The sequence below is a fragment of the Mycolicibacterium sp. XJ879 genome (genome assembly GCF_053483935.1).
Map to the genome: position 1 here is coordinate 179549 of NZ_JBEFTH010000007.1, position 15034 is coordinate 194582.

The window sequence follows — 15034 nt, forward strand, 5'->3', positions numbered from 1 at the left end:
CAATACTTAATGAAGTTACGGCATCGGTCCGGCGTTGCTCGACGCCGCGGAGATGACCCCCTCGCGGGCCTGCGCGCTGGTCACCTGCCACGACACCGCCGCGGGGAACTGCCCCCACGTGCTGTTGAACATTCCGATGATCGCCGCCCGACCATCCGGGGTCACCACATAGACGGGTCCGCCGGAGTCGCCCTTACCGCTGACGACGCCGTTGCCCATCGTGAACCAGCCGTTGTTGACCGATTCGATGGTTCCGCAGCTCTCCCCGGTGACGACGCCGAAGTGGCAGACGGGCAGACCCGGGGTGGGCACGACGGCGGGATCCGACACCAGCAGCCGTCCGCCGGGAAGGACGTTGTTGACCGCCACGTCGGGGCCCAGGCCGATGATCTGCCAGTCGGTGATCTGATGGTTGGTGTCGACGGTGGCGCCGTTGGGGGTGTTGTCGCGGAACTGCACCTGGGTGCCGACGAAGTTGCCGTTGCGGTCGCGGACATGACCGCTGCCCCGGCAGTGCCCGGCGGTGAACGCGACACGCGCGTGCAAATCCACGAATCCCAGCGTGCACACGGTATTGTCTTGGCGGATCTCCATCCCGGGATGCACGACGATGCCGGGTGAGGCGCTTACCGGCGCCAAGGGGGTTGTGAGCGCGATGATCGGGGCGGCCAACGCTGCCATCGCGCGAAATCGTCGTCGGAGCATCTTCCGCACCGATCCTCTCGAGTAACAGGGTGACAACGGTACCGCTGTGATGCAGTTTCCTGTACCCGAGCCAGAGAACTCATAATCCGCCCGACCAGCAGCAACCGCGTACGGTGGCACCTATCCTTGGCCATCGCTCAAGATCACGGGAACGTTACGGCCGCGCGAAAGAAAGTTTAGGCGGAGAGTTCGGCCGCCGGATCCGCGATGCGGGGCGCATCGGACACGCGGCGTTCGGCCGGTTGCCAGCCGGGCGGGCCGAACGCGTAGCCGAGCTTGTCGCGCCACCGGGTGGCCTCGCGCATATCGCGCAGGATCGCTACGTACTCGTAGGTCTGCAGCTTCCAGATGTTGTAGGTGTCGACTTGCTTGGTCAGCCCGTAGTGCGGCCGCACGGTTTCGGGCGCGAAGGTGCCGAACAGGCGGTCCCACACGATGAGGATGCCGCCGTAGTTCTTGTCCAGGTACTGGTTGTCCATCCCGTGGTGCACCCGGTGGTGCGAGGGGGTGTTGAAGATGAACTCGACTGGCGCCCAGAGCTTTCCGATGCGTTCGGTGTGGATCCAGAACTGGTAGATCAGGTTGATCGAGAAGCTGGCGAACACCAGCCAGGGCGGCACGCCCAGCAGCGGCAGCACCGCACGCAGCAACACGTCGCCGCTGATGTTCCACTTCTGCCGCAGCGCGGTGGCGAAGTTGAAGTATTGGCTGGAGTGATGGGCCTGATGCGTGGCCCAGATCAGCCGCACCCGGTGCGCGATCCGGTGGTAGAGGTAATACATCAGGTCGACGCCGACGATCGCGATGACCCAGGTGTACCAGGCGTTGGCGGGCAGGTGCCACGGTGCGACGTAAGCGTAGAGGGCTGCGTAGGCCAGCAGTGCGACGAAGTTGAGCACCCCGCTGGTGCCGATCGACACCACACCCATCGAGATGCTGGCCCAGGCGTCGGGTTTGGAGTAGGCGCCTGCCGGGGCACGTCGTTCGTCGTGGGCCAACTTGCGGGCCGCGGCCCATTCGATGACCAGCAGCAGCAAGAAGAACGGCACCGCGTACATCACCGGGTCGTGCATCAACGGCGGCAGCACGTCCGCAAAAATCCAGTCCAACGCCATCCCTCCAGCCCGCAAGTCTACGGTCTAGCGGAAGCTGAGAACCTGATCACCCCAGGCGGTGCGCACGTCGGCGTCGAGGTCGTCGACCACCCGGTCCTGGGCGTCGATGGTCAGGGTGGCTCGGTCGTCGTTGCGGTACGGACGCCACAGCGGATCGCCCTGCGGGCCTGACGGGGTGGCGTCGACGGCGAAGTTCAGCCAGCGGGTCCGCATGCGCGCCGAAACGGCTCTGCCGGCCTTCAGCCCGCCGAGCTTGAACGTCGGGTCCCTGGGGCCGGCGACCAGGTTGCCCCACACGAACGGCAGTTCGGTGGCGTGAGCGGCGTCGAGCCGCAGCAGCCGCAGCATCGGGGTGGCGAAGTCGAAGCGGTAGAGGTACACGGGTGCAACCTGGCAGTGGCCTTCGGCGAACCAGATCGAGGGCATACGGAAGCCGATGTCGCGGGCCACGCCCATGCCGATGATCTTGGGTCTGCCGCGGTAGGCCGCCCGGATCTGCGCCTCGCTCGGCAGCTGCAGTCCCGGCTGTTCGGCGGCGATCGTGGCGAACATCTCCCGGATCGCCTTCGGCGTGATCGGCATCAGCGGCGACTTCATCCAGCGGAACAGCGCGGCCTCGTGCTTGTTGGTGCCGATGGTCAGCGGGACGGGGTGGGTGCGGCCTTCGCGGGCCAGTTCCACCGGGTGCGCGGGCACGATGTCGCCGTCGATGATCGGGGCGAACGCCAGCGTGCCCGGCGTGGTCGACGGGACGGCGTCGAAGACCCGTTGGGCTGCGGCGTTGACGGCCGAGATGGGAACCGAGGCCAGCCGGTGGGCTTCGTCGGCGCGCACATCCAGTGCGGCGAGGAACTGTTCGGCGATGCGTCGTCCACGCGTTTGGTCATAGATCGACGTCGCCGGTGAACTCTGCGCGATTGCCGCGGAGAACAGTCCTTCGGCCGCCGGGCTGGCCAGCAGCGTGGTGATGATGCCGGCGCCCGCCGACTCGCCGAAGATCGTCACCCGGTCGGGGTCTCCCCCGAACGCGGCGATGTTGTCGCGCACCCATTGCAGCGCGAACAGCACGTCACGCATACCGATGTTGGTGGCGAACTGGTCGCCGAACGACGACAGGTCCAGGAACCCCAGCGCGCCCAGCCGGTAGTTGATGGTGACGATGATGGCGTCGCCGGAGCTGGCCAGCGCACGACCGTGATACAGCGGCTGTGCCGAGGAGCCCAGGATGTAGGCGCCGCCGTGGACCCAGACCATCACCGGTTTGCCCGCACCGGCCTCGATGTCGGAGGCCGCCCACACGTTGAGCGTCAGGCAGTCGTCACCCTGCGGGGCGCCGAGGTCGATCGGGATTTTCGCGTCGGTGGGCTGCGGGCACACCGGGCCCACCCGGGTGGCGTCGCGCGGCTCGATCCACCGCTGCGGCGGTTCGGGTGCGCGCCAGCGCCGTTCGCCCACCGGCGCGGCGGCATAGGGAATCCCCTTCCAGAACTTGACCGTTCCGTCGTCGATTCCGCGCACCGGCCCGTTGGCGGTGTCGACGACGAGCGCGTGATCGGTTGCGCGTCGTGCGTCGGCCGTCATGCGAACTCCTTGCGTCGGCTCATCTCGAGCAGTTCCAACCACTTCAGGTTACGCCGCGCCCGGAGGCCGATATCGCCGTTGTGGTGGGTGCTACCAGGCACTTTGTCGGCTAAAGGTGAGTTTCGGCACAGGTCGACTAATTTGTTCGCGTGAGGAACTGGGTGCTGCTTGGCGCGGCGGTCATCGCCGAGATCGCCGCCACACTGTCATTACGCGCTTCCCATGACCACTCGGCGTGGTTGGCGGTGGTCATCGCCGGATACGTCACGGCGTTCACGCTGTTGACCTTGGTGCTGCGTGCCGGCATGCCGGTCGGGGTGGCGTACGGCATCTGGGGTGCGCTGGGCACCGCGGGCACCGCGGCGCTGGCGGCCGTGCTCTTCGGCGACCCGTTCACCTGGCCGATCGTCGCGGGCATCGGGTTGATCATCGCCGGGGTGCTGCTGGTCGAATTCGGATCCGAACGCGCGGCGGCGGTGGACGCGCCGTGATGTGGGCGACGCTGGCAGGCGCGATCGTGTTCGAGGTGTTCGCGACGATGTCGTTGCGGGCATCCGAGGGATTCCGCAAGCGGGTTTGGATCGCGCCGGTGGTCCTCGGCTACCTGGCGTCGTTCTATCTGCTGTGGACGACGCTGGCCCTGGGCATGCCGGTGGGGGCGGCCTACGGGATCTGGACCGCCTGTGGGGTGGCGTTGGTGGCGCTGATCGCCCGCGGGGTGTTTCGCGAACCGCTGACCCTGATGATGCTGGTCGGTATTGCGTTCATCGTCGCCGGCGTGCTCACGATCGAGATGGCCGGCGTCGCCCACTGAGCACACCGGCCAGCAGCATCACCGCCGCGCCGGCGATCGGGACGGAAAGCAACCCGCCCCGCAGGCTGGTGGCGTCGGCGACCAACCCGACCACCAGCGGCGCACCGAAGAAACCGATCCGCATCAGCCAGGTCACCACCGTCAGGCCGGTGCCGGGACGCAGCCCAGGCAGCTGATCGGCGCCGTGCATCGCCGACGGGATCAGCGCGGCCACACCGAAGCCCGCCGCGGCGAACCCTGCGATCGTGCCGGGCACGGACGGAAAGGCCAGGGCCGCACCCATTCCCGCGGTGGCGATGAACCCGCCGGTGCGCACCACCGCACGTTCGCCGAACCGGTCGACTAGCCGGTCGCCGATCAGCCGCCCGACGAACATGAAGCCCACCAGCGCGACGTATCCGAACGCCGCCACCGGCCCCGGCGCACCGAGGCCGTCGCGCAGATACAGGGTGGCCCAAGAGCTTCCGGCGTCCTCGATGACCGCGCCCGCCACCGCGATGGCCACCAGCGCGAGCAGCGTCGCATACACCGTCGTGCCCGCTGCTCCGCTACCGCCGGTGCGTGCCGACCTGTCGTGATCGTCGTGGTCGGGGCCCGCCAACAGGTACGGGTAGGCCATGAGAACGACCACGCTGAGCACGACCCCCACCACGCCCAGGTGCACGGCCCGCGAGACGTTCAACGCGATAGCCGCCGCACCCGTCAGCCCGCCGAGGATCGCGCCCAGCGCCCACACCGCGTGAAACGAGTTGATGATCGAACGCCTGTAGCGGCGCTGTACCCGCAGCCCGTGCGCGTTCTGCGCGACATCGGTGACCGCATCGCACGCACCGGCCAGAAACAGTGCGCCTGCCAGCGCCACCGCCGACGGCGCCACCCCCGCCAACAGGACGAACACCGCGACCCCGATCGCGCCGATCGCCGCCACCCGGGCCGAGCGGAACCGCCGGATCAGCGCCGCGGCGGTCAACCCGGCCGCCAGCGCGCCCGCCGAGAACGCGGCGATCGCCGCGCCGTAGACCGCGTTGGACAGTCCCAGGTCGGTCTTGATCTCCGGATACCGCGGCAGCAGGGTGGCGAAGGCGGCGCCGTTGGTCAAAAACAGCACCGCGACGGCGATGCGGGCTCGCCGGTTCTGCGCCGTGGCCGCTTCCACAGCGTCAGACGCCATGAACCGCACCCTACCGACCCGACGCATGCGCGCTGGTTCCCGTGGGTACACCCCGGTGGTGACGGTCAGCGAGGTGCATTCCCAACAGGCAAGATTGACGGTATGACGGACCTGCCGCAGTCGCTGGTCGAGTTGGCGCGGCGCTACGGCGTGGCCACCGAGTACGAAGACTGGGCCGGCCGACGCATCACCGTCGCCGAGTCCACGCTCACCGCCGTACTCGACGCGCTGGGTGTGCAGGCCGACACCGAACAGCAGCGCGCCGCCGCGCTGGCCGCGCACGACCGCGCCTACTGGACCCGGCCGCTGCCCCCGACGATCGTGGCGCGCGCCGGGACCGCGGCGTCGTTCTGGGTGCACGTCCTCCACGGCGACCCGGCGCAGGTATGGGTGCGGCTCGAGGACGGCAGCACCCGCACCGGCCTGCGTCAACTGGAAAACCACAGCGCGCCATACGAACTCGATGGACAACTGATCGGCGAAGCCAGCTTCGAGGTGCCGCCCGACCTGCCGCTGGGCTATCACGAACTGCACCTGCAACTCGGCGACGACGACGTCAGCACCGCCGTGATCGTCACCCCCGCCTCGCTGGCGCCGCCGCGACTGGGCACCGGCCGCAGCTGGGGGCTGGCCGTGCAGCTCTATAGCGTGCGCTCGCAAAGATCTTGGGGCATCGGCGATTTGACCGACATGACCGATCTGGCCGTGTGGTCGGCAGCCGAACATGCGGCCGGGTTCCTGCTGGTGAACCCGCTGCACGCCGCAGCGCCGACCGCCCCGATGGAGCCGTCACCGTACCTGCCGACCTCGCGGCGTTACGTCAACCCGATTTACCTGCGGGTGGAGGCCATCGCCGAGTACGCCTATCTGCGCCGGCGCGGCCGCAGCCGTAAGGCGCGCGAACAAATCCAGGCTGCCGCCGATCGCGCCGAGTTGATCGACCGCGACGCGGCCTGGCAGGCCAAGCGCGCCGCCCTGCAGGCCGTCCACCGGGTGCCGCGTTCGGCCGGCCGCGACCTGGCCTACGCCGCCTACCGCAACCGCGAGGGCGCCAGCCTCGACGACTTCGCGACGTGGTGCGCACTGGCCGAGAAGTACGGCAACGACTGGCACGGCTGGCCGCAGGAACTTCAGCATCCGGCCCGCCCCGCGGTCGCCGAATTCGCCGCAAAGCAAGCCGCCACCGTCGACTTTCACCGCTGGCTGCAGTGGCAACTCGACGATCAGCTGACCGCCGCGCAGGCCACGGCGCTGCAGGCCGGCATGGACCTCGGCCTCATGCACGACCTCGCCGTCGGGGTCGACCCCAACGGGGCCGACGCGTGGGCGCTGCAGGATGTGCTGGCGCTGGGCGTCACCGCCGGCGCGCCGCCCGACGAGTTCAACCAGCTCGGCCAGGACTGGTCGCAGCCCCCGTGGCGGCCCGACCAACTCGAACAGCGGGCTTACCAACCGTTTCGGGGGCTGGTCAACGCCGTCCTGCGGCACGCAGGCGGGGTCCGCATCGACCACATCATCGGGTTGTTTCGGCTGTGGTGGATCCCCAACGGCGCGGCGCCCACCGAAGGCACCTACGTGCGATACAACCACGAGGCGATGATCGGCATCGTCGCACTCGAGGCACACCGCACCGGAGCCGTCGTCGTGGGCGAGGACCTGGGCACCGTCGAACCGTGGGTGCGCGAGTATCTGCACCAGCGCGGCCTGTTCGGCACGTCGATTCTGTGGTTCGAGGCCGACCGCGACGGCGCAGGCGGGCCCCTGCCCGCCGAACGGTGGCGGGAGTACTGCCTGTCCGCCGTCACCACCCACGACCTGCCGCCGACCGCCGGCTACCTGGCCGGCGAACACGTCCGGCTCCGTGAACAGCTCGGGCTGCTGACCCGTCCGGCCGAGGAGGAACTGGCCGCCGACCGTGCCCAGCAGGCCGCCTGGCTGGCCGAACTGCGCCGCGTCGGGCTGCTGGGCGATTCCGAAGACGCGAGTGTCGATGAGATCGTCGCCGCGCTGCACCGGTATCTGGGCCGCACCCCGTCGCGGCTGCTCGCGTTGTCGCTGACCGACGCGGTCGGTGACCGCCGCACCCAGAACCAGCCCGGTACCACCGACGAATACCCCAATTGGCGGATACCGCTGACCGGTCCCGACGGGAAGAAACTCCTGGTCGAAGACGTCTTCACCGATGCCCGCGCGGCCGGGATGGCCGCGATCATGCGGGCCGCGGTCCAACCACCGGTGTAACGCGCGAGGTCAGTTCTCCGGTTTCCCATATGTCACGACTGCGATATGTTCGCACCGCCACCGACTTAGGAGAGATCACGTGAACAAGCTCGTTGTGCTCAGCGGTGGGCTGGTGGCCGCCGGCGGGGCCGCGCTGGTCGGCGCGGGTATCGCCATGTCGCAGCCGGCCGGGTCGTCCTCCCTCAACGTGGTCGGCGAGCCGTACAACAAGGCGCTGCGCATCCTGCAGGCCCAGGGCTACAAGGGATATTTCGGCGGTTCGTTCGGCAGCGAACTGCGCCAGTCCGACTGCCTGGTCGACACGCAGAAGGTGACTTCGCGGGGCCGCATCCTGCTGATGCTGGACTGCAGCCAGGCCGCCGCCGACCGACTCGAGCAGATGGGTCCGTCGGGTGGACCGCGGGTGGGATCCAACGGCGTCACCACGGTCACCCCGACCCCGGTGGTGCCGATCCAGGGCGCCCCAGGACCCGGCATGGCGCCACCGCCTCCGCCGCCTCCGCCCGGCTGAGGCCGCTAGCCCTCGACCATCCGTTTGAGGTTCTTCAGCGTCTGCCCCATGTTGCGGCTGACCTGCCTGGCCGCGACGCGGTCGGCGATCAGCCCGAGCAGGTTGCCCGCCGACTCGTAGGACAGCCGGAAGTTCACCTTCGTCTTGCCGTCGGAGGTTTGGCGCAGCCGGAATCGGCCGCGCTGTGACACCCCGGTGATGCCGATCCACGACAGCTCGCGCGGCTGGTCGAACTCGACGACCTCCACCGACCCGCCGATCGGCACCGAGCCGATCTTCCAGTGCACGGTGTAGCGCGCGCCCACCCCCGGCGCGACGTCGGTCACGGTCTCCCAGCGCTGCAGGCTAGCCATGAATTGCGGGTAACAGCCCGGGTCGCTGACCACCCGCCACACCTCGTCGCGGCCGGCGTCGATGATGCAGTGCCGTTGTACGCGCATCGATCAGCCGATCACCGGGAAGCGGCGCTCTGCGGCCAACGCGTCGACCCCGGCCTGCAGGCTGCCGATGACCTTGTCGTGGACCGCGTCGTCGTCGCCGCCGCGCACCTCCTCGGCCGTAATCGGCTCCTGAACCTCCACCGTGATCTTCGCGGGCAGCGGGATATGGCCTGCGAGGTCACTGATCACCAGGCCCCACGGCGGGGCGATCGCGATCGGCACGCTCTTGAGCCGAAACATCTTGTCCACCCGCAGAAGTCTGGCCAACCATTGCCCGCGGCTGAGGAACAGCACGCTCTCCTGACCGCCCACGCTGGCCACCGGCACGATCGGCACACCGGCCTCGCGGGCCAGCCGGACATAGCCCTTGCGGCCACCGAAATCGACCCGGTTGCGTTCCCACGACGGCCGGAACACCTCGTAGTCGCCGCCCGGATACACCAGCAGCGCCGCGCCGGATTTCAGTGCCAGTTGCGCGTTTTCGTGGTTGGCGGCGACGGTGCCGAACTTGCGCAGCGACGCCAGCGGCGGCGCGGACACCACCAGGTTGTGCGCGAGTTGATAGAACGGGCGCTCGACACCGAAGTAGGAGCAGAACGCCAACGTGAACACGAACGTGTCCGGCGGAACATTGCCACCGCTGTGGTTTCCGACGAGCAGCACCGGACCCTCGGTCGGGATGCGATCCAGGCCGCGCACGTCGGCCCGAAAGTACAGCGACGCGACCAGCCACAGCCCCGGCAGCTGTTCGCGGATGTAGTCGGGGTCGCGCTGGTCCAGATCGGCCTTTGGAACCCGGCTGGTCACTTGGTGCTTGGCCCATTCGAGCACGTCATTGACGCCCGCCATGGGGAAGTTATTGACAAGGCGGACGTACCTGAAACCTGCGTTCCCACATACTGGCTTTAGACTCGATGGCGACGCTGGCTCGAAGGGAGGCCGCATGGCGAGAATTCCGACGCTGCGACCGCGCCGGTTCGACCGGGAGTTCGATCCGGGGCCGGTGCAGATCCAGGCCCGCAAGGTGCACTTCGACGTCAACGACATTCCGCTGCACTGGATACCGGGCCATCCGGTGGCCGCCAATGTGGTCAGCCTGCTCAACGTGGTGCTGCCCGCTGCCGAGCGGTGGTTCGTCGATACCTTCAACGAGGCGCTTCCGCTGGTGACCGATCCGCATCTGGCCGAGGATATGCGCGGGTTCATCGGCCAGGAGGCCACCCACGCCGACGTGCATGAGCAGGTTCTGCACGAGTACATGGTGGTCAACGGCATCGACCCGAAACCGATCCTCGACCAGATCGAGTACGTCTTCGAAAAGATGCTCGCGCCAAGCACTTCCGCCGATCCCAAGCGCCGGCTCAACCACCTGTGCGACCGCCTGTGGCTGATCGCGGCGATCGAGCACTACACCGCGGTGATGGGTGACTTCGCGCTGAACTGCGCGTGGGAGGACCACGACGCCGACCCGACGATGGTCGACCTGTTCCGCTGGCACGGCAGCGAAGAGGTCGAGCACCGCAACGTCGCCCACGATGTGGCCGTGCACTTCCACGACAGCTACCTCGACCGGATCCGGGCCATGACGATGGCGGTGGTGATGATCTTCGTGTTCTTCCAACGCGCGGCCTATTACCTGGTGCGTACCGACCCCAACACCGACATCGGCTGGTGGAAGTTCAACCGGCTGCGGATGCGCGACTCCAAGCTGGGGCTGCTGCCCCGCTACCGCAAGCTGTTCGGGTCCAACACGCTGATGTATTTCCGGCCGGGGTTCTCCCCCGAACAGATGGGCTCGACGGCGCAGGCGGTGGCCTATCTCGCCAGCTCCCCCGCGGCCCGCGCCGCGCACATTTGATGGGGTTTCTGCAACGCATCCGGCAGGCGCCGCCCAGTGCCTTCGGCCGGATGCGCCACGACCTGTCACTGCGCATGGCCGACGCGGCGTTCACCGGGATGATGGCCGTCTCGGCCCGGGTACGCAACATGATCCCGCCGGCCCCCGCCGACCGCACCATCACGCTGAAGGCGGCCGAGCGCCGCGTCGTCGCCCGCGACCAGGACGTGGTCGCGGTGACGCTCGTCGGCGCCGACGGCGGTCCGCTGCCGCGCTGGTATCCGGGGTCCCACATCGACCTGCACCTGCCCAGCGGGCGGATCCGTCAGTACTCCCTGTGTGGGGATCCCGCCGTACGCGACGCCTACCGCATCGCGGTGCGGCGCATCCCCGAGGGCGGCGGCGGATCCCTCGAAGTGCACGACGCGCTGCAACCCGGCGTCACCGTCACCACGCAGGGGCCGCGTAATGCGTTCCCGCTGACCGTGCCCGGCTACGGTTCGCCCACCCGGCGCTTGCGGTTCATCGCCGGCGGTATCGGGATCACCCCGATCCTGCCGATGCTCGACCTCGCGGCGCGGCACGACGTGGACTGGTCGATGCTGTACGTCGGGCGCACCCGCGACAGCCTGCCGTTCCTCGACGAGCTCGCCCGGTTCGGCGAGCGCGTCACGATCCGCACCGACGACGAGTCCGGTCTGCCAAGCGCTGCCGAACTGCTCGGCGACTGCCCGGGCGGCACGGCGGTCTACGCGTGCGGACCCGCCGCGATGCTGACCGCCGTCCGCGCCGAACTGGTCGGCCGCGACGACGTCGAACTGCATTTCGAGCGGTTCGCGGCGCCGCCCGTCGTCGACGGCAGGCAGTTCTCGGTGACGGCCGCCTCGACCGGTGACACGGTGCGCGTCGGCGCCGACGAGACGCTGCTGGGCGCGCTGAACCGGGCCGGGGTACCCGCCCGGTACTCCTGTCAGCAGGGGTTTTGCGGAACCTGCCGTACCCGTGTGCTGGCGGTGGCCGACGGCGACGTCGACCACCGTGACACGCTGCTCACCGACCCCGAACGGGACGGCGGCATGATGCTGGTCTGCATCTCCCGCGGCACCGAGGGCGCACATCTGACGCTCGACCTCTAGCCCGTCCCCTACTATTTCGCCCATGGCTTTGCCCGATGGTGCGACGTTCGCCGGATACACCATCGTGCGGTTGCTCGGGTCCGGGGGCATGGGTGAGGTGTACCTCGCGCACCATCCGCGGCTGCCGCGCCGCGATGCGCTCAAGGTGCTGCCCGCCTCGGTGTCGAAGGACAACGAGTACCGCGAGCGGTTCCACCGCGAGGCCGATATCGCCGCCACCCTGTGGCATCCGCACATCGTCGGGGTGCACGACCGCGGTGAGGCCGACGGGCAGATCTGGATCTCGATGGACTACGTCGAGGGCACCGACGCCGCCCAGTTGCTGCGGGAGCGCTATCCGCATGGCATGCCCAGCTCCGAGGTCGTGGCCATCGTCACCGCCGTCGCCGACGCGCTGGACTACGCGCACCAGCGCGGCCTGTTGCACCGCGACGTCAAGCCCGCCAACATCCTGCTCGCCTATCCGGAGGCAGGTGATCAGCGGATCCTGCTGGCCGACTTCGGGATCGCGAAGTGGGTGAACGACGTCAGCGGGCTGACCGCCACGAACATGACGGTGGGCACGGTGTCCTACGCCGCGCCAGAGCAACTGATGGGTGAGCGCCTCGACGGCCGCTCCGACCAGTACGCGCTGGCGGCCACCGCGTATCACCTGCTGACCGGGTCGCCGCCGTTTTCCAACTCGAACGCGGCGGTGGTGATCAGCCAGCACCTGTCGGCCTCGCCGCCCGCCATCGGCGTGCGCCGCCCCGAACTCGCCGGCCTGGACCCCGTCTTCGCCAAGGCGCTGGCCAAGAACCCCAACGACCGGTTCGACCGGTGCGCCGACTTCGCCCGCGCGCTCAGCCACCGGCTCTCGGACGCCGCGGGAGACGACGACGCCACCCGCATGGCGCCCGTCGCGCAGGCACCGAAACGCTCGTGGCTGCGGGCCGGGATTCTCGTGCCCGCGGTGCTGGCCGTGCTGCTGGTCGTCGCGGTCGGATTCGCGCTCGCCGAGTTCCGCGAGGCCCGTAACGCGGAACGGCTCGCCGCCGCGGCGCCGACGACGACGTCGACCACCTCCGCGGCGCCGCCTCCGGCGCCGGCACCGACGACCACTACCACGACGACCGAGATCGCCGAAACCACCGAGACCGCCACGACCGCCGCCGCCGCAACGCCGACCGCGGTGATCGGCGCGCACTGCTCACCGGTCGGGTCCACCGGAACCACCGAGGATGGCTCGACCGCGTACTGCGCCACCCTGCAGAGCACTGGCGCGACGATCTGGTCGCTCACCGAAGGTGAGGTGCCCAGCCCGACCGTCACCGTCGAGCCCACCGACGAACCGCTGCCCGTCGCCGAAGATTCGCCGGTGCGCGTGTGCATGGAGCAAACCGGACAAACCCGCCGCGAGTGCCGAAGGGATATCCGCGAGAGCAACGGATTGCCTGTGCTGCCATGAAGTTTGCCGTCGTCGCGCCCGTCGCCGCGGGGGTCACCGCGGATCCGGCGTACATGGCCGCGTTCGCCGCACACCTGGAGGCGTGCGGTTTCGAATCCGTCGTCGTGGTCGAACACACGGTGTTGATGACGCAGTACAGCAGTGTCTACCCGTATGACCCGTCCGGCCGTGTCGAACTACCCGCCGACTGTGTGGTGCCCGATCCGCTTGAGCTGCTGACGTTTCTGAGCGCCCACACGCAGCGGTTGGGCCTGGCCACGGGTGTGCTCGTGTTGCCCAACCATCATCCGGTGGTGCTGGCCAAGCGGGTGGCCACGCTCGACGCGCTGTCGGGCGGACGGGTGCGGCTGTGCGTCGGCGTGGGCTGGCTCAAGGAGGAGATCGAAGCCTGCGGAACCGATTTCGCCAGCCGGGGCCGGCGCGCGGACGAACAGCTCGAGGTGATGCGCCTGTTGTGGGAAGACCGCGCTGACGGCGTCAGCTTCCACGGCGAGTTCTTCGACTTCGACCATGCGATGTGCTATCCGAAACCCGTTGCGGCCATTCCGATCACCATCGGCGGGCACAGCGCGGCCGCGGCGCGACGGGCGGGCCGCCTCGGCGACGGATTTCAGCCCCTTGGTGTCAGCGGAGCCGACCTCGACAAGCTGGTCGCCATCATGCGCGCCAGCGCCCAGCAGCACGGGCGCGACCCCGGCGCGTTCGAACTGTCGCTGGGGCACAGCGTGACCAGGATCGACCGCGACCGGGCGGACAAGCTGGCTGCGCTGGGCGCCGACCGCGTCGTGTTGGCGATGCCGGCGATCACCGACATCGACGAGGCCCGCGACGTGTTGTCGGCCTGCGCGCAGCGGCTCGGGCTGACGTCGTGACGCTGGCGCTCGCAGACCGGTTGGCGCTGACCGACCTGGTGCACCTGTACGCATCGGCCGTCGACGACCGCCGGTTCGACGATGTGGTCGAACTGTTCACCGAGACAGCCGAACTGCGGCTGCCCGACCCGCCGCGCTCGTTGGAGCCGGTACGCCGCAACCACGGCCGCGACGGGGTGCGGGCGGCCATGGCCGCCCTGGCCGCCGTGGCCCGCACCGAGCACGCGATCGTCGGCGAGGTCTACGCCGCCCGCGATGAGCCCGACTACGCGCTGGGCCGCATCACCTGCATCGCCCACCACTGGACGGTGGCCGATGGACAGATCACCGACCTCATCTGGCATCTGCGTTACGACGACGAGTACCTGCGGACCCGGGTCGGCTGGCGCATCCACGGCCGTGCGCTGACCATCAACGCGATCGAGACCCGTCCGGTTCGGCGTCTTCGAGCGCCGCAACCAGCCGGTCGAGCAGCGGACGCTGACCCTTCAGCAGCTTGGACTCAGCCTGTGCCACGGAAAACCAACCGACCCGGTCGATCTCGGGGAACTCCCTGACTTTTCCGGAGCCCTTCGGCCACTCCAACTCGAAAGTGTTGGACACGGTACCCGTCAGGTCGAGATCCCCGCGCACCGCGAACGCGGTGATCACCTTGCCGCTGGGCTGTTTGAGCGGGGCGAAGTCGATGCGCGGACCGGCCGGTGCGGGTTTGCCCAGTTCCTCTTCGAACTCACGTTGGGCAACGGTCCACGGGTCTTCCCCTTCGGTGTACTCCCCCTTGGGAATCGACCACGCACCGTCGTCCTTGCGGGCCCAGAACGGTCCGCCGGGATGCCCGATGAGCACCTCCACGACATCGTCGGCTATGCGGTACAACAGCAGACCGGCGCTGAGGCGACTTCGGCGCGCTTTCGCCCCGTCAGGGTGCGTGCCCGCGCCGAAATCACTCATCAGTACTTTCGGTCGCCTTCGCTGCTGTCGAAGAACGCCCAGTGGCCGTCGTCGGCCTTGACCTCCATGCGCCAGCCCAGTTCCGGATCGGCCTTCTGGTCGACGAACCAGGCGTGCGCGTCGTCAGCGCTTTCAATGTTCTTGGTGTCGACGACGTCACCTTGCGGGTTCAACACGCGATAAGTAGCCATGCCGGTAGCGTTCCCGCTTCGG

General features: G+C 68.8%; 16 protein-coding genes and 1 pseudogene. 9 read left to right on the forward strand and 8 right to left on the reverse strand.

Annotation, left to right across the window (positions count from 1 at the left end):
- Positions 1–15: 15 nt before the first annotated feature.
- The 3 genes from ABQF13_RS17345 to ABQF13_RS17355 form a co-directional block, all read right to left on the reverse strand.
- Positions 16–705: an Rv1815 family serine proteinase gene (locus ABQF13_RS17345; RefSeq protein WP_448394005.1), complete on the reverse strand. Its 690-nt coding sequence runs from the start codon at positions 703–705 to the stop codon at positions 16–18.
- Between the two features lie 176 nt (positions 706–881).
- Positions 882–1820 carry a sterol desaturase family protein gene (locus ABQF13_RS17350; protein WP_448394006.1) on the reverse strand — a complete coding sequence of 313 codons (939 nt, stop codon included), beginning with the start codon at positions 1818–1820 and terminating at the stop codon, positions 882–884.
- Between the two features lie 24 nt (positions 1821–1844).
- Positions 1845–3401 (reverse strand): carboxylesterase/lipase family protein, encoded by a 1557-nt coding sequence (locus ABQF13_RS17355; RefSeq protein WP_448394007.1) that lies wholly within the window; start codon positions 3399–3401, stop codon positions 1845–1847.
- A gap of 149 nt (positions 3402–3550) precedes the next feature.
- Between ABQF13_RS17355 and ABQF13_RS17360 the strand changes: the two genes are divergently transcribed.
- Both ABQF13_RS17360 and ABQF13_RS17365 read left to right on the forward strand, forming a co-directional pair.
- Positions 3551–3892 (forward strand): DMT family transporter, encoded by a 342-nt coding sequence (locus ABQF13_RS17360; RefSeq protein ID WP_448394008.1) that lies wholly within the window; start codon positions 3551–3553, stop codon positions 3890–3892.
- Entirely contained in the window at positions 3892–4215 is a 324-nt protein-coding gene (locus tag ABQF13_RS17365) for a DMT family transporter (RefSeq protein WP_448394087.1), read from the forward strand. Before ABQF13_RS17360 ends, ABQF13_RS17365 begins: the two co-directional genes overlap by 1 nt.
- Here ABQF13_RS17365 and ABQF13_RS17370 read toward each other — a convergent pair.
- Positions 4184–5386 carry an MFS transporter gene (locus tag ABQF13_RS17370; RefSeq protein WP_448394009.1) on the reverse strand — a complete coding sequence of 401 codons (1203 nt, stop codon included), beginning with the start codon at positions 5384–5386 and terminating at the stop codon, positions 4184–4186. The genes ABQF13_RS17365 and ABQF13_RS17370 overlap by 32 nt on opposite strands.
- Positions 5387–5488: 102 nt before the next feature.
- Here ABQF13_RS17370 and malQ point away from each other — a divergent pair, with 102 nt between their 5' ends.
- Entirely contained in the window at positions 5489–7627 is a 2139-nt protein-coding gene (malQ, locus tag ABQF13_RS17375) for a 4-alpha-glucanotransferase (RefSeq protein WP_448394010.1), read from the forward strand.
- Between the two features lie 79 nt (positions 7628–7706).
- Positions 7707–8138, forward strand: coding sequence for a hypothetical protein (locus ABQF13_RS17380; RefSeq protein WP_448394011.1), 432 nt, complete (start codon positions 7707–7709; stop codon positions 8136–8138).
- Positions 8139–8143: 5 nt separating this feature from the next.
- Here ABQF13_RS17380 and ABQF13_RS17385 read toward each other — a convergent pair whose 3' ends face one another.
- Both ABQF13_RS17385 and ABQF13_RS17390 read right to left on the reverse strand, forming a co-directional pair.
- Positions 8144–8578 carry an SRPBCC family protein gene (locus ABQF13_RS17385; RefSeq protein ID WP_448394012.1) on the reverse strand — a complete coding sequence of 145 codons (435 nt, stop codon included), beginning with the start codon at positions 8576–8578 and terminating at the stop codon, positions 8144–8146.
- Between the two features lie 3 nt (positions 8579–8581).
- Complete coding sequence (locus ABQF13_RS17390) at positions 8582–9427, reverse strand: lysophospholipid acyltransferase family protein (RefSeq protein WP_448394013.1); 846 nt, start codon at positions 9425–9427, stop codon at positions 8582–8584.
- Between the two features lie 94 nt (positions 9428–9521).
- Between ABQF13_RS17390 and ABQF13_RS17395 the strand changes: the two genes are divergently transcribed.
- From ABQF13_RS17395 to ABQF13_RS17415, 5 genes and pseudogenes are all read left to right on the forward strand, one after another.
- Positions 9522–10436 carry a metal-dependent hydrolase gene (locus tag ABQF13_RS17395; RefSeq protein ID WP_448394014.1) on the forward strand — a complete coding sequence of 305 codons (915 nt, stop codon included), beginning with the start codon at positions 9522–9524 and terminating at the stop codon, positions 10434–10436.
- Positions 10436–11551 (forward strand): PDR/VanB family oxidoreductase, encoded by a 1116-nt coding sequence (locus tag ABQF13_RS17400; protein ID WP_448394015.1) that lies wholly within the window; start codon positions 10436–10438, stop codon positions 11549–11551. The genes ABQF13_RS17395 and ABQF13_RS17400 overlap by 1 nt, the downstream gene beginning before the upstream one ends.
- A 22-nt stretch (positions 11552–11573) precedes the next feature.
- A complete protein-coding gene (locus ABQF13_RS17405; protein ID WP_448394016.1) occupies positions 11574–12998 on the forward strand; it encodes a serine/threonine-protein kinase in 1425 nt (474 codons plus the stop codon).
- Positions 12995–13870: an LLM class F420-dependent oxidoreductase gene (locus tag ABQF13_RS17410; protein ID WP_448394017.1), complete on the forward strand. Its 876-nt coding sequence runs from the start codon at positions 12995–12997 to the stop codon at positions 13868–13870. The genes ABQF13_RS17405 and ABQF13_RS17410 overlap by 4 nt, the downstream gene beginning before the upstream one ends.
- Positions 13867–14259: pseudogene (locus ABQF13_RS17415) on the forward strand (nuclear transport factor 2 family protein); the annotation flags it as partial. The gene ABQF13_RS17410 and the pseudogene ABQF13_RS17415, both read left to right, overlap by 4 nt.
- 22 nt (positions 14260–14281) lie before the next feature.
- Here the strand turns inward: ABQF13_RS17415 and ABQF13_RS17420 are convergent.
- On the reverse strand, positions 14282–14821 hold the full coding sequence (locus ABQF13_RS17420) for an NUDIX hydrolase (RefSeq protein ID WP_448394018.1): 540 nt from the start codon (positions 14819–14821) through the stop codon (positions 14282–14284).
- A complete protein-coding gene (locus ABQF13_RS17425) occupies positions 14821–15012 on the reverse strand; it encodes a hypothetical protein (RefSeq protein ID WP_448394019.1) in 192 nt (63 codons plus the stop codon). Before ABQF13_RS17425 ends, ABQF13_RS17420 begins: the two co-directional genes overlap by 1 nt.
- Positions 15013–15034 lie beyond the last annotated feature (22 nt).